Source organism: Fictibacillus sp. S7, assembly GCF_004127935.1.
Lineage (GTDB): Bacteria > Bacillota > Bacilli > Bacillales > Fictibacillaceae > Fictibacillus_C > Fictibacillus_C enclensis.
Genome location: NZ_QJKL01000001.1, coordinates 2,140,631 through 2,153,893, shown reverse-complemented (window position 1 = coordinate 2,153,893; position 13,263 = coordinate 2,140,631). Strand labels below are relative to the sequence as shown.

The following is a 13,263-nucleotide window of genomic DNA, read 5'->3' as shown; positions in this document are numbered from 1 at the left end:
AGTATGGAAACAGTCTCTGTACTGCCTGTGTTTTCAGAACTTTCCACCACGCGATATCAATTGAGAGAAATCAAAGTGGAGGATGCACAGGATCTGCATGAAGTATATTCTGATTCCGAGGTAGTAAAGTACTGGGGAGCGATTCCGTTTGAATCCATCGAACAGACCGCTTCACTCATCCAGGATTTTCAGAACGGGTTCAGTTCTGGGGCAACCATCCGCTGGGGAATCGCCGAAAAAACAAGTGGAAGAGTAATTGGAACCTGCGGTTTTCACAATTGGGCAAAAAAGAAACGGCGAGCGGAAGTCGGATATGAAATACGGCGCAGTGAATGGCGGAAGGGTGTCATGTCGGAGGTATTAGGTGTCATATTGCCTTATGGCTTTCATACAATGGAGCTTAACCGTATTGGCGCGCTTATCCATCCCGATAATCTCGGTTCTGCTAAACTGGCAGAAAAATTAGGCTTTCAGGCGGAAGGGCAATTAAGGGACTATCAGTTCGTGGATGGGGAATTTCAGGATTTGGTGATGTACAGCTTGCTGAAAAAAGATACGAAATGGTGAGCCTTATTATTTACATCAAAAAAAGATGGCGGGAAAACGCCATCTTTTTTTGATGCTTTATGATTACAGCCAGATAATTGCAGCCAAAACGGCAGCAAGGATGAAACGGTAATAGGCAAATGGTGTCAGCTTTACTTTAGCAATCAAACGAATAAAGAACAGGATAGCAACAACCGCTACGATAAAGGCCGTAACAAATCCTGTAACAAAAAACGGGAGGTCGCTTGCGCTTAAGTAATCCCAGCTTTTATAGAGGTCGAGTCCGCTGGCCGCGATCATGATCGGCACCGCAAGAATAAACGTAAAATCAGCCGCCGTTCGATGGCTTAATCCCATCAAAACACCACCGGAAATGGTAGCACCCGACCGTGAGAAGCCCGGCCACAATGCAAGACACTGAAACAAGCCGATGATAAAGGCCTGCTTATACGTAATCTGGTCAAGAGTAGCCGCTGTAATCTTCTTTTTTTTCTTTTCAGCATAAATCATCAGCAGTCCGCCGACAATCAAGCTGAATACAACCGTACTTGTTGAGAACAAATACTTTTTTACGGCATCGTGAACAAGAAGTCCGATCACAACTGCAGGCAGCATACCGCAAAAGATATGAATCAGATTCAAATGGCCCTTTTGCCCATCCTCAGATTCGATTTTGCCCACACCGAGAAGGCTCCACAGCCTTTTCCAGTAAAGGACTACAACAGCCAGAATGGAACCAAGCTGTATCACAATTTCAAACGTTTTTGCTTTATCTCCTGTAAATCCTAAAAAGTGCCCTGCGATAATTAAATGTCCAGTGGAAGAAACCGGAAGAAACTCGGTCAGTCCCTCAACCAGACCCATAATAATGGCAATCCAAAGAAACAATACATTCACCAGCCTGTTCGTAAATTAATCAAACACTTACCTATTATAAAAGAAAACCGCTAAAAAACATATAAAGATTATGTGACAACGTAAGCTTAAAAAGCGGCCTAGCGGTCCGGCTCACGTTAAACTCTTCGATGGAGCATCAAAAAAAGAGGCGGCAAGCGGCCGCCTCTCTTAATTAAAGGTTTTTTCTGATTAATCAAGAACAGTAACTTTAACTGTTTTTCTTCCCCATTGGTTGGCAGTATCGTTGGAAGGATAGAATACGTCGATTCGGTTGCCATTGATCGCTCCGCCAGTGTCAGCAGCTGTTGCATAGCCATATCCTTCAACATACACTTTGGAATTTAAAGGAATAACATCAGGGTCAACGGCAATGACTTTTGCATTAGGGTTAGATTTAAGGTTTGTCCCATTCGCCGTTACACCGCTGCAGCCGTTGCAGCTTGCTGTGTAAGCCGTTGATTCCACAGAAATGGTTTTACCCTGCTTTTTCTGTGCAGGTGCTTTTGTTTCTTGTGCTTCAGCTTTTGGAGCAGGAGCAGTTGCAGTTTTCTGTGCCGGAGCAGCAGATTGAACCTCTGTTTTTACACGAACGCCATTATCGCTGTAGAGCGCCTTAATGGTTTGAGGTCCGGTGATTCCGTCAATACCGATTCCTTTAGCAGTCTGGAAAGCTTTAACCGCTCTTACGGTAACAGGTCCATAAATTCCATCAACCGTATAGTTGTAGAAACCTTGGTCCTTTAATTCGCTTTGCAATCCGGAAACAGCATAGCCTTTGCTGCCCTGTTGCAAAAGATTGGATTTATTTAAAGAAGATTGAAGCAGCGTTTCTGCTGTTTGTTTTCCTGTAATCCCATCTACTTTGAGTCCGTTTTTCTTTTGAAAATCCTTCACGGAAGCCGTTGTGATATCTCCATAGTAACCTGTTGTATCTGTATAATGGAAATATCCTTTATCTTTAAGCGATTGCTGTAATTGGTGTACGTCTTTATCCCACATGCCTTGTTTTAATGTATGGTCCCCTAACGCGGCTTCCCCTACTATTGGAGAACTCATGATTACTCCAGTGATCGCTCCTGTTGCAATTACTTTTTTTAACATATGTACCTCCTAAAGTACGAAAAGTTTTAGTTAAAAAGGATATGATTTCCTTGATAGCCACAATTGTCATTGTACAGGTAGAGTATGACAGGCAGGTTAGAGTAAGGTAACAAAACCGTTACATAATTATTTCAAGATAGTAGTAAATTCATCCAGTTTTGAGAGAATTATCGGCTGTTTGTCCTACCAATAGGGGATATTTTGGATATTTCAAGCTGTAATTCTTTATAATATTTAGAAAACTGGTAAACTTGTACTGTACCTATTTTTCTAAAAAGAAAGGTGGAAAATGATTATGGAATACCGTCGTCTTGGGAGTACTGGATTAAAAGTAAGCGAGATTTCTCTGGGAAGCTGGCTGACCACTGCGGGCTATGTAGCCCGGGAGAATGCAGAAGCCAGCATACATAAAGCATTTGACCTTGGAATTAATTTCTTTGATACCGCAAACGTATATATGCGCGGAGAAGCAGAAAAAGTCGTGGGAAGCGTTTTGAAAGGCTACCAGCGCGATTCATATGTTTTGGCTACAAAGGCATTCTGGCCAATGGGGGACGGCCCGAACGACCGGGGTCTTTCGAGAAAGCATGTGATTGAGCAGTGCAATGCCAGCCTCGAGCGGCTTGGATTGGATTATGTGGATATTTTTTATTGCCATCGCTATGACAAGGAAACTCCTCTGGAGGAAACGCTGCGGGCTATCGATGATTTGATCCGCCATGGCAAAGTGCTTTATGCCGGGGTGAGTGAGTGGACTGCAGAACAGATTTCAGAAGCGGTACACCTGGCGGATAAAAAATTGCTGGACCGTATTGTTGTCAGCCAGCCTCAATACAATATGTTTGAGCGTTATATTGAAAAAGAAGTTATTCCGGTGAGTGAAAAACACGGCATCGGCCAGGTGGTATGGTCGCCGCTTGCGCAGGGCGTTCTGACTGGAAAGTATAAAATCGGGGAAGAGGCGCCAAAAGGAAGCCGGGCCGCGGACGAGAACAGCAAGAAAATGATATCCGGCCATCTGACCGAAGAAAAACTTCAAAAGGTGGAGAAATTAAAAGGAGTGGCAGAGGAGAATGGAATTACTGTCGCTCAGCTTGCACTCTCTTGGATTCTTCGTCAGGACAATGTATCAAGTGCCATTGTGGGTGCAAGTTCACCGGATCAGCTGGAGGAAACCGTAAAGGCTTCAGGAGTCAAACTCTCTGCCGAATCACTTGAACACATAGAGGAAATCCTTCAAAATTAATAGGGGATTAATAGAAGATTATCATTAAAAAAACGGCGGGAAGTGGTCTCCCGCCGTTTTTTTGCTTTTAAATTTTTGGGGTTGGTCCATTATTGTCTTATCAAAGAATTTGGTTTTTCCTCTGTTCGGGAAAGCAGATTAAGCAAATGATCAAGTTCCTGGCTGCATTTCACAGTAACCTCTGCCGTCAAGCCATAGGTCTTTCCAAGACATAGCAAAACTTCCCGCTTTTTTTCAATCATTTGTAATAACATCTTTCATTCACGACTTTCATGAGGGATTTTGTCACAAAAACAAGTATGAAGGAAAACGCCTTTGAAGGAAAGAGCTTTGCTAAAAATAGTCAAAAAGTTACAAAATACCTTTTCTCTCACGTTAAATCCGTTTAAAGGGACGCAAAATAGTAAATGGATAGAAATAAAAGCTTTTATAGGAAAAGAGGCAACGTCATGGAAGAAAGGTTACATATTATTGTCATTCTTTTGGGTATTTCGGTGTTGGTGACGGCGCTGGCAAAAAAACTAAAAAGGCCATACCCTATTGCACTGGTTGTCGTAGGCGCTTTAATCGGTCTTATTCCCATTGAGAATTTGGAACCTATCAAAAATTTAACACAGGAAGGGGATATCTTCCAGTTTGTCATTATTTCTCTTCTCCTTCCCACGTTACTGGGAGAAGCTTCTTTGAAGTTGCCTTTTTCCCATCTGCTTGAAAATAAAGTGGCCATTGTCCTTTTGGCCCTGGTAGGTACTCTGATTACATGTGTGCTCGTGGGATTTAGTTCTTATTTATGGCTCGGCCTTGGTCTGCAGGCGGCTTTTGTATTCGGTGCCTTGATGAGTGCTACAGACCCCGTTTCAGTTCTTAGTATCTTTAAATCCATGGGCGTTAACAGAAAACTTTCTATCATTGTAGAGGGTGAAAGTTTGTTTAATGATGGAATGGCTGTCGTTTTATTTACGATTGCTTCTGCATATCTGCCTGCTTACCTGAAAATGGGAGCGACTGGAGGACTGTACGGCTTTGGTATTTTTATAAAAGTCGCTCTTGGCGGTATTGCGATTGGAGCCGTAATGGGTTATATCTTTTCCAAGCTCACCAGCTTTTACGATGACTATCCGCTGGAAATCCTGTTTTCGGTTCTCCTTTTCTATGGAAGCTATTTGCTTTCAGAGTTTTTTGGTTTTTCAGGTGTTATTGCTGTTGTTACCAGTGGACTCATATTAGGGAACTACGGAGCCAAAATTGGTATGAGCCCAATTACAAAGATGAATATCAACTCATTTTGGGACGTGACGTCACTTTTGGCCAATTCGATCGTTTTCTTGCTTGTCGGGCTTGAAATTGCAAATATAAATCTTAATGACAAATGGGAAATCATAGGAATTGGAATCCTGATTGTATTAGTTTCGAGAGCCGTGGTTGTTTATGGAATGTTAATCTTTGTTAAGGATATCCCTTCCAAATGGAAACATGTGGTCAATTGGGGAGGCCTGCGTGGGTCACTGTCTATTGCACTTGCATTAAGTTTAACCCAGGATTTTAAAGGAAGAGATGAAATCATTGTTCTTTCCTTTTCCATTGTATTCTTTTCCCTTCTTGTTCAGGGCACAACAATCAGCTATTTAATCAAGGCTTTGGGTATCCGTAAGCAGGCTCCAGCTATTCAGAAAAATGAAGTTTTGTTTACAAGCTATCATCGCTCACGCCGAGCTCTGAAACATCTTTACCGCTTACAGGATGATGCTGTCATTACTCCTGTAACATTCAGAAAGATGAAGGAAAGCTATGAACAGACAATTAATGAAGCGAAAAATCAAATGGAAAAGCTCTTGCGCGATCATCCAGAGCTTGAGAAAGAACTGGAAGAAAAGGCGCTGGCAGAAGCATTGGCTGCCGAACATGAGGCAGTTGATATATTGGCCAGAAGACTTCTCATTTCAGAAGAACTGGCTGAAATAGAAAAAGATAAAATTCTGAACAGACTGGGAAAAAAGGATTTGGAATAAAACGGGCAAATGAATAAGCAAATCTAGTAAACTTCCATATACTATTACAGCTTTGAGCAAAGGCGGTGATAGAGTGGATATCTTAACTTTTTTGCTTCAGTATTTGAATCAGCACTCATTATTTTTAATTCCGGCATTGCTGGTCATTGACTTTGGATTGAGGCGCGCACCTTTTCTAAAAAGGGAATACGTGTTTTGGGTGTTCCTGGGGATTTCGGTGCTCCTCTCCTTCTGGAATTTTGGAGTAAACATACATTCGTTTGTAAATGGTGTCACCAATGCAGGGGTGGTCCATTCAACATTATCATTGATAAAAAAAATCAACCTTTAGAAAATGGGCAGAAGTGTCCATTGTTTTTTTGTTTTTGGCAAGAAAAAGCACAACATTGAATGGAACCTCCGGAATTTTGATATAATGGAGGATACTATGTTACGGAGGCTAACATGTTAAGTAAGCAAATCCCTAAAGACGTTGTGTTGAACCTTGGAAAAACGGTGTTGTTTCATTTTAGCAGTGAAGCGATCCAGGATGGCTATGCGCTTTATCAGAAAGGCGCTGTATATAATATAAATGTAAAAGAAGAAACGGTTGTGACCGGGCGTGTTTCGGAAGATGGGGAGCATGAGGTAAGCCTTAACCTTCACCGTTTTCTGGAGAGCAGCTGCAGATGCGGGCAACCGGAACCGTGTGCTCACATTATAGCTGTTTTCTTTCAGCTGTATGCTTCCTTTGGTCCTCCTTATCAACTGATACTGGAATGGAAAAGCCAGCGCGGTAAACTGAAGGACCAAGAGCAGAGCAGTTTGGACCGACCGCCTATGGTAACAGAAGTCCCTCATGTTTCTGAAAAACAAGCAAAAAAGCGGATCCAAAATGTGCTTTCGGTGGAAGAATGGAAAAGTGTGTTTGATCAGCGATTTGAAGACTTTGAACGAATCAAAATGCAGAATATGACCTTTAAAGAGCTGGAAAAGGGAGAAGGATATACATTTACGCATATTTATAGAGAATTCTATCCCGGTTTATTAAATTCTGCGACCTTTTTGGATGATGATATAGGTAAGCTGTATCGTTTCCATGCCCAGCTTGAAACATTTCTCAGACTGACGGAATATGAAAAACAATTTGGCATTCCTGATTATTTACACTCTCACTTCCACTTGAATCTCAAACAGCTGGTGGATGGCATGTTCAAGACGGCCATGGAGATGGATGCTCGGCGCCTGAGGAGTGAGCATCTCGATTTGATTGAAGAAAGTTTACGAGAATTCCAGAATATCTTTAAGCTCCCTTCCCGATACTTTGATACCATCTTTCGGGTATTTCAGGTTGGCTGGGCGACCATTTACTATGTGGAGAAATGGGCAGTGTCCTATGAAAAACAGCTGCTTGATGAGAAAGAAAAAGGCTCGCGGGCCCAATTCCTTGATATGGCGCTCGTTCATTTTGCCTTTCTGAGGGATGACCTGAAGGAGGCATTCAAGAGGATGGAGAGCACAGAGCAGTTTTCATCCCGCCATGCGTTAATTTGGCTTGAGCTTCTTTTCCATTGGGAAAAATGGGAAGCTCTTTTGAAATGGCTCCTTGCTCTGAAGCCTGAATTCTACCGGAAAACCAAAGATTATTACAAAGATGCTTCCGTACGGGAAGAATTTCATCAGTATATCGAGTTCTTTTGGAAGTATGCTCAGTATACAGGGGAGGAAAAAGAATATGAGGAGATGCTCGTTGATTGCCTTCCTGTCACCTTTTATGAATATAACGAGTTTTTGCATGTTCAGCAGGACTTCAAGCGGTGGGTGGAGCTTCAGCTGTTAATGGGCTATTCTCCCTCTCTGATCAATTCCGCAGATTTAAAAGATGTGGAGCAGCTGGAGATGGATGTCCTGTTGCCGATTTATCACCAATCCGTTGACCGGCTCATCCGCGAGAAAAACCGTAAATCTTACAAATTGGCCATTCGCTTTCTGAAAAAGCTGCAGTCCATTTATAAAAAATTGGATCGTTCATGGCAGTTTAATGAATATATTGAAAAGCTGTCTGCCCAATATGGACGGCTTCGTGCTTTTCAGGAAGAGCTGAGGAAAGGAAAATTCATTCATGATTGATGTGACCGCCATTGTCATTCATACAAAATGGCTGGATGAAAAAAGAATGATGTTCTGGTGTGAAAAGAAGGGAAGCCGGATTCATGTCGATGATTGGATGCCGCTGTTGTTCGCATGGCATCATGAATCCTACTACGGCACCTTTGTTGACCGGGATGATGAACAGAATATCTATGTTTCTGCTGAAGATGCCTTTCGCCTGTTCACCAATCACCCCCGATTTTTCCTGAAGAAGAGCAATTGGACGCAAGATGCTCAATCGATGATGGATGAAGCCGAATGGGTCCTTTCTTCATTGGAAGATAACGGGGTAAAGCCAAGTTTTACCGCTTGGAAGAAGGGGCTTTGGAAATGGGAAATCGAAGGCAGTTCAAGAGAGCTGTCAGATTGGGCCAATGCCGCCGTTGATGGGCTGGCGTTAACGGAACCGGAAAGGCTGGATGCGGATCCTGCCTTTTTTGACCGTTTCCCGTTTGAGCATCTTTTGGAAAAAAACGCTTTATACGAAAATCTTTCGGAAGAATCGTGGCTTGTCAAATTAGGATGGAAAAAGGATGAGAAACCGTTTGATTTGCTCTTTGAGCTGCAGGAACCTCCTGAAGATGACCGGTTTTGGAATTTACAGGTGATGCTGGAGGACAAAGAGAACGGTGAAGCCCATAAATGGAATGACGGCGAGCGACTTCCAAGAGAGAACTGGGCTGCCTACGAAGAACGGATCGGCGAGGATTTGGCGTTTGCGGGAACACTGGTGCCTTTTTTAAAAAAGAAGGATGGCTCCTTTAAACACAAACTGACCGAAAATGAAGCCTGGGATTTTTTAAATGAAAAAGGAGAATGGCTGGAAGAGGGAGGGTTTAAGATTCTCCTTCCGTCATGGTGGGAAGCACTAAAGGATCTCCAGCCTGACATTAAAGCCAAGGTGAAAAATTCGTCGGGCTATGCACCGTCCTTTTTGGGGCTGGATGCTATTGTTCAATTCGACTGGAAGGTATCGACCGGTGATATTGAATTAAGCGAAGATGAATTCATGGAGCTGGTTGACAGCAGACGTCGTCTGGTGAAAATCAAAGGCAAATGGTTTAAGCTGGATCCGGCTTTCATCCGTGAGGTCCGGCAAGTCATGAAAAGTTTCAACCGCAAGGGGCTGCAGCTGAAGGATGTCCTTGAGCAGCATCTTCTTCAAAATCAAAAAAACGGCAGTCAGGAAGAGCCTTCCATGCTCCGGTATGTCAATATCGAGCTGAACAGTGATCTCTCCCGAATGGTGGAGCAGCTGTCTGAGGTAAGAGAAATTCCGATTCAGCCATTAGCTCCCGGGTTTAAAGGAAGTCTTCGTGACTATCAAAAAGTCGGCAGTTCCTGGCTGCAATTTTTAAGAAAGTTTGGCTTGGGTGGCTGTCTGGCTGACGACATGGGGCTTGGGAAAACCATTCAGACCATCGACTACCTGCTTCATACCCGAGAAGGGAAACGAAGCGGTAAGCTCCCGGTGCTTTTGATCTGTCCCACGTCTGTTATTGGAAACTGGCAAAAAGAGCTGCAGCATTTTTCACCGAGCCTGAACGTTTTTCTTCATTATGGTTCATCGCGGGTCAGGGGAGAACACTTCATGGAGGCGATCAGGGATGCGGATGTGGTTTTAACGTCCTATACGACAGCACAGCTTGATCAGGATGAATTTCAGCCTGTGATGTGGGATGCCATTATTCTGGATGAAGCCCAAAACATCAAAAACAGTTTTACCAAACAGTCCAGGAGTATCCGACGTTTGTCCGGACGTCATAAAATTGCGCTTACCGGAACACCTGTGGAAAACCGCCTTCTGGAGCTTTGGGCGATCTTTGACTTCCTTAATCCCGGTTACCTTGGCAGTGAAACGGCATTTCGTAAGAGGTTCGTTATTCCTGTTGAACGGGAGCATGACAATGACCGGCTGAAGCAACTGCAAAGTCTCGTACAGCCCTTTCTGCTAAGAAGGACGAAGAAGGATCCCCACGTTCAGCTGAACCTGCCGGATAAACAGGAAATTAAAGAATACGTGCACCTTACAACTGAACAGGCAACTCTTTATGAACGGATCATTCAGGATACGTTTCAGCAGCTGGAGCAAGAGAAAGGAATGAAGAGAAGGGGATTGATTCTAGCCCTTCTTGGCAAACTGAAGCAAATTTGTGATCACCCGGTTCTCTATTTAAAAGAAGAGAAAAAAACAAGGCTTGAAGAACGATCAAGCAAATTCTCGAAACTGATGGAGCTTTTGGAGGCCATTAAGGAGAAGGATGAAGGCTGCCTGATCTTTACTCAATTTTTATTTATGGGAAATCTGATCAAGGATTACATCGAAAAGCGGTGGAATGAAGAGGTGCCTTTCCTGCATGGAGGGATTCCAAAAGCAAAACGCGATGAAATGATTGAACAATTTCAGGCCAAAAAGCATAACGTCTTCGTTCTTTCATTGAAAGCAGGCGGGACAGGGCTGAATCTTACAGAAGCCAACCATGTTATCCACTTTGACCGCTGGTGGAATCCGGCAGTGGAAAACCAGGCGACAGACCGAGCCCACCGGATCGGACAGAAAAAATTTGTGACGGTCCACAAAATGATTACGCTTGGAACGCTGGAAGAGCGCATTGATGAAATGCTTGAAAGCAAAAAAGAATTAAGCGAAAAAGTCATCACTAGCGAAAATTGGATCACTGAACTATCCACCCAGGAATTACGGGAACTTTTTGTATTGCGAAAAGAATGGGTGGAAAAAGAATAAAAAAAGAGGAGCTTACGCTGGTGTATGCTCCTCTTTTTTTAACTTCACGACGACGTTCTGCGGAATATCCTTCTGGCAAAGATCAAATAAAAAAGAAGAGGGAGAGGACATTGAATCAGCCCCCACAGGGACCAAAACCAATAGCGGTATCCCCGTTTTCTGCCATCAAGGAAGAGGAAGGTACTCTGGCACAGCAAAACGAAAATCAACAGGATGAGTAACCAAAGGGGCAGCCCATGAAACTCGGATGTCATTCCACTTCACCTTCCTTTTTACGAGGATAGAACAGGAACAATACGGCAGCCACTAAAACCGGAACCTGCAGCAGCAAGAAGAAAACCGGAAGGCGTATGAGCATGACCGCGACACAACATAAAATCACTGCGGCCGTCAGAGCGAAATAGAACAGCTCCCTGATAAGCTGTTGGTGAATTCGCTTTTTTTCTTCAGTAACAAGCTGTTCAAAAAAGGCAAGGTCAGGTATTGGGGGACTTTCCCATTTTTCTAGTCTTGAAAGCTCCTCTGTGAGCTGGTGTTTAAGCTTCTCCTCGTTTTCTTTCATGGTCTTCCAACTCCTCTCTGATGAATTTCACCCCGTTGTGAACCCTAGATTTCGCAGTTCCTGCCGGAATCTTCAGCATTCTGCCAATTTCGTCATACGTGTACCCGTAATAGTGCTTCAGGATTAAGGGAATCCGGTTTTCTTCATTTAGTACGCATAAGGCATCTAGCAACTCCGACCACTCTTCGTTGCTGGCTGCTGCTTTCCATTTTAAGCTTCGGGCTTGCTTGATCTGCTCGTTGTATTTTTTCTCAGTCTTCTGTTTTCTGATCTGATCCATATACAGGTTAGAAGCAATAGAGATCAGCCAGGAAGAGAATTTGGCTTTTTCCTCGTACAGTTCGATTTTTTGTATGCATTTAAGCATGGTTTCCTGAACAAGATCCTCAGTCACCGACCGGTTCAGGGTGATTTTTAAAAGGTAGTGAAACAAGATCGAATAATTTTGCTGCAGCAAAAGAGAAAGAGCGTTCTGGTTCCCTTTTTTTGCTTGTTTAATCAAGTCCTTTTCCTCCATAAATGGCTCTTTCCTCCTTGCTCCTTTAGATTCATGAATCTAAAGATATGACGTGTATGGCACTCCATTCGTTCACCAGAGCCATAAAATAATGCAGTTCCAACTGAATGTGCTAAAATAAGAATGGTTTGATTATTGAAAAAACAATCGCGAGGTACTAATCAGAGAGGAAGATTGTAATGTATTTGCCATCCTTTTCATTGATAGAAAAAACAGCGATGATTACAGGCGCCGGACGGGGAATCGGCAGGGCGCTGGCCATCGGTTTTGCGGAAGCCGGAGCAGATGTTATTTTGGTCTCCCGTACACAGAAGGACTTGGACGAAGTGGCAGGCGTCGTTCAGGAGATGGGGAGAAAAGCGTATACGTATGCGGTCGATGTCACACAAAAACTAGAAATACAGTCTTTGTACCATTCTCTGGATACAGACCGCATTCCTCTACATATTTTGGTTAATAATGCCGGTATGAATATCAGGAGCAAAGCACTCGATGTGACAGAGGAAGAATGGGATACCATTATCAATACAAATCTTCGATCTGCTTTTTATTTTTCTCAGGAAGCAGGAAAGCGGATGAAGGAAGCCGAATATGGCCGAATCCTGAATATTTCCTCGGTCGGGGGCCATGTGGCATTGCGCACCGGGGTGGTTTATGCCTCTACCAAAGCCGCACTCATTCAAATGACCAAAAACCTGGCACTTGAATGGGGAAGATTTGGAATCAACGTCAATGCAATCGGCCCCTGGTATTTCAAAACACCGCTGACCGAAAAGCTGCTTGCAGATGAAACCTACTTTAACGATATCCTGTCCCGCACTCCGCTCAACAGAGTCGGTGAGCTGCAGGAGCTGGTTGGGCCGGCTGTTTTTCTCGCTTCGGATGCAGGTTCCTACTGTACGGGGCAAACCTTGTTCGTCGATGGCGGTATGACCGTATACGGATTTTAGCAGACTGAGAATCTCGAAACCCTGAGTATTATGGGCTCAGGGTTTTTTTGCTTTCGAAGAAAAACAAGGAAAACATGTATAAAACATGAAGAAAGGTTAATAATGGTAGCAAATGCAACACATTTAATTGCTATTTTAGGAGGTCTTTTATCATGAGAAAGCAAGATTTAGTCGACGCAGTAAAAGCGGCTACAAGTATGAATAAAAAGGAATCAACACTTGCGGTGGAAGCTGTACTTGATGCCATCACCAATTCATTAAAGCAGGGAGAAAGTGTTCAGCTCATCGGGTTTGGAACCTTTGAAACTCGTAACCGAAACGCCCGAAAAGGACGTAATCCTCTGACAGGCGAAGAGATTATGATTGCTGCAAGCAGTGTGCCGGCGTTCAAGCCTGGAAAGTCATTAAAAGAAGCTGTAAAAGCAGTATAAAAGAACCCCCCATTCACGGGGGTTTTTTTCTTTTGTCATAAAAGAGCGATTTGTTCCTCATTTTGTCGGTCGATTCATGAAGGAAAACGCCTTCTTTGTATCTAATATAAAGAGAGATTAATGACAGA

Annotated in this window: 13 protein-coding genes; 8 read left to right on the top strand and 5 right to left on the bottom strand. The window is 43.4% G+C overall.

The genetic code is table 11. The annotated features are described in order from the left end of the window. Nucleotides 1–3 precede the first annotated feature (3 nt). Nucleotides 4–567, top strand: a complete 564-nt coding sequence (locus DMO16_RS11010) for a GNAT family N-acetyltransferase (protein WP_129477451.1) — start codon at nucleotides 4–6, stop codon at nucleotides 565–567. Nucleotides 568–630: 63 nt separating this feature from the next. On the opposite strand, the gene bacA is transcribed toward DMO16_RS11010, so the two are convergent. After that, nucleotides 631–1,434 (bottom strand): undecaprenyl-diphosphate phosphatase, encoded by an 804-nt coding sequence (bacA, locus tag DMO16_RS11005; protein WP_129477449.1) that lies wholly within the window; start codon nucleotides 1,432–1,434, stop codon nucleotides 631–633. Nucleotides 1,435–1,632: 198 nt separating this feature from the next. After that, a complete protein-coding gene (locus DMO16_RS25170) occupies nucleotides 1,633–2,544 on the bottom strand; it encodes a peptidoglycan-binding protein (RefSeq protein ID WP_074440434.1) in 912 nt (303 codons plus the stop codon). A 295-nt stretch (nucleotides 2,545–2,839) separates the two neighbouring features. Here DMO16_RS25170 and DMO16_RS10995 point away from each other — a divergent pair, with 295 nt between their 5' ends. Further along, the gene (locus tag DMO16_RS10995; RefSeq protein ID WP_061967448.1) at nucleotides 2,840–3,790 is read left to right on the top strand and encodes an aldo/keto reductase family protein; all 951 of its coding nucleotides are present in this window, start codon (nucleotides 2,840–2,842) and stop codon (nucleotides 3,788–3,790) included. A gap of 89 nt (nucleotides 3,791–3,879) precedes the next feature. Here the strand turns inward: DMO16_RS10995 and DMO16_RS10990 are convergent, their stop codons facing one another. Next, complete coding sequence (locus DMO16_RS10990) at nucleotides 3,880–4,032, bottom strand: Spo0E family sporulation regulatory protein-aspartic acid phosphatase (protein ID WP_425590032.1); 153 nt, start codon at nucleotides 4,030–4,032, stop codon at nucleotides 3,880–3,882. Between the two features lie 207 nt (nucleotides 4,033–4,239). Here DMO16_RS10990 and DMO16_RS10985 point away from each other — a divergent pair, with 207 nt between their 5' ends. From DMO16_RS10985 to DMO16_RS10970, 4 genes are all read left to right on the top strand, one after another. After that, nucleotides 4,240–5,799 (top strand): Na+/H+ antiporter, encoded by a 1,560-nt coding sequence (locus tag DMO16_RS10985; RefSeq protein ID WP_129477446.1) that lies wholly within the window; start codon nucleotides 4,240–4,242, stop codon nucleotides 5,797–5,799. 73 nt (nucleotides 5,800–5,872) lie between these two features. After that, entirely contained in the window at nucleotides 5,873–6,130 is a 258-nt protein-coding gene (locus DMO16_RS10980) for a phage holin family protein (RefSeq protein WP_061967450.1), read from the top strand. Nucleotides 6,131–6,243: 113 nt separating this feature from the next. Continuing rightward, nucleotides 6,244–7,908, top strand: coding sequence for a hypothetical protein (locus tag DMO16_RS10975; protein ID WP_129477444.1), 1,665 nt, complete (start codon nucleotides 6,244–6,246; stop codon nucleotides 7,906–7,908). Then, a complete protein-coding gene (locus DMO16_RS10970; protein ID WP_129477442.1) occupies nucleotides 7,901–10,675 on the top strand; it encodes a DEAD/DEAH box helicase in 2,775 nt (924 codons plus the stop codon). The genes DMO16_RS10975 and DMO16_RS10970 overlap by 8 nt, the downstream gene beginning before the upstream one ends. Before the next feature lie 250 nt (nucleotides 10,676–10,925). Here DMO16_RS10970 and DMO16_RS10960 read toward each other — a convergent pair whose 3' ends face one another. Both DMO16_RS10960 and sigY read right to left on the bottom strand, forming a co-directional pair. After that, nucleotides 10,926–11,237 (bottom strand): YxlC family protein, encoded by a 312-nt coding sequence (locus DMO16_RS10960; protein WP_129477440.1) that lies wholly within the window; start codon nucleotides 11,235–11,237, stop codon nucleotides 10,926–10,928. Next, a complete protein-coding gene (gene sigY / locus DMO16_RS10955) occupies nucleotides 11,212–11,739 on the bottom strand; it encodes an RNA polymerase sigma factor SigY (protein WP_240482185.1) in 528 nt (175 codons plus the stop codon). Before sigY ends, DMO16_RS10960 begins: the two co-directional genes overlap by 26 nt. 194 nt (nucleotides 11,740–11,933) lie before the next feature. Between sigY and DMO16_RS10950 the strand changes: the two genes are divergently transcribed. Beyond that, entirely contained in the window at nucleotides 11,934–12,704 is a 771-nt protein-coding gene (locus DMO16_RS10950; RefSeq protein WP_129477438.1) for an SDR family NAD(P)-dependent oxidoreductase, read from the top strand. A gap of 152 nt (nucleotides 12,705–12,856) precedes the next feature. Further along, the gene (locus DMO16_RS10945; protein WP_061967465.1) at nucleotides 12,857–13,135 is read left to right on the top strand and encodes an HU family DNA-binding protein; all 279 of its coding nucleotides are present in this window, start codon (nucleotides 12,857–12,859) and stop codon (nucleotides 13,133–13,135) included. The last annotated feature ends 128 nt before the right edge of the window (nucleotides 13,136–13,263 follow it).

Coding starts and splice junctions, on each gene's coding strand:
- DMO16_RS11010 (WP_129477451.1), top strand. CDS start 4: ATGGAAACAGTCTCTGTACTGCCTGTGTTTTCAGAACTTTCCACCACG.
- DMO16_RS25170 (WP_074440434.1), bottom strand. CDS start 2,544: ATGTTAAAAAAAGTAATTGCAACAGGAGCGATCACTGGAGTAATCATG.
- DMO16_RS10995 (WP_061967448.1), top strand. CDS start 2,840: ATGGAATACCGTCGTCTTGGGAGTACTGGATTAAAAGTAAGCGAGATT.
- DMO16_RS10990 (WP_425590032.1), bottom strand. CDS start 4,032: ATGATTGAAAAAAAGCGGGAAGTTTTGCTATGTCTTGGAAAGACCTAT.
- DMO16_RS10985 (WP_129477446.1), top strand. CDS start 4,240: ATGGAAGAAAGGTTACATATTATTGTCATTCTTTTGGGTATTTCGGTG.
- DMO16_RS10975 (WP_129477444.1), top strand. CDS start 6,244: ATGTTAAGTAAGCAAATCCCTAAAGACGTTGTGTTGAACCTTGGAAAA.
- DMO16_RS10970 (WP_129477442.1), top strand. CDS start 7,901: ATGATTGATGTGACCGCCATTGTCATTCATACAAAATGGCTGGATGAA.
- DMO16_RS10960 (WP_129477440.1), bottom strand. CDS start 11,237: ATGAAAGAAAACGAGGAGAAGCTTAAACACCAGCTCACAGAGGAGCTT.
- DMO16_RS10950 (WP_129477438.1), top strand. CDS start 11,934: ATGTATTTGCCATCCTTTTCATTGATAGAAAAAACAGCGATGATTACA.
- DMO16_RS10945 (WP_061967465.1), top strand. CDS start 12,857: ATGAGAAAGCAAGATTTAGTCGACGCAGTAAAAGCGGCTACAAGTATG.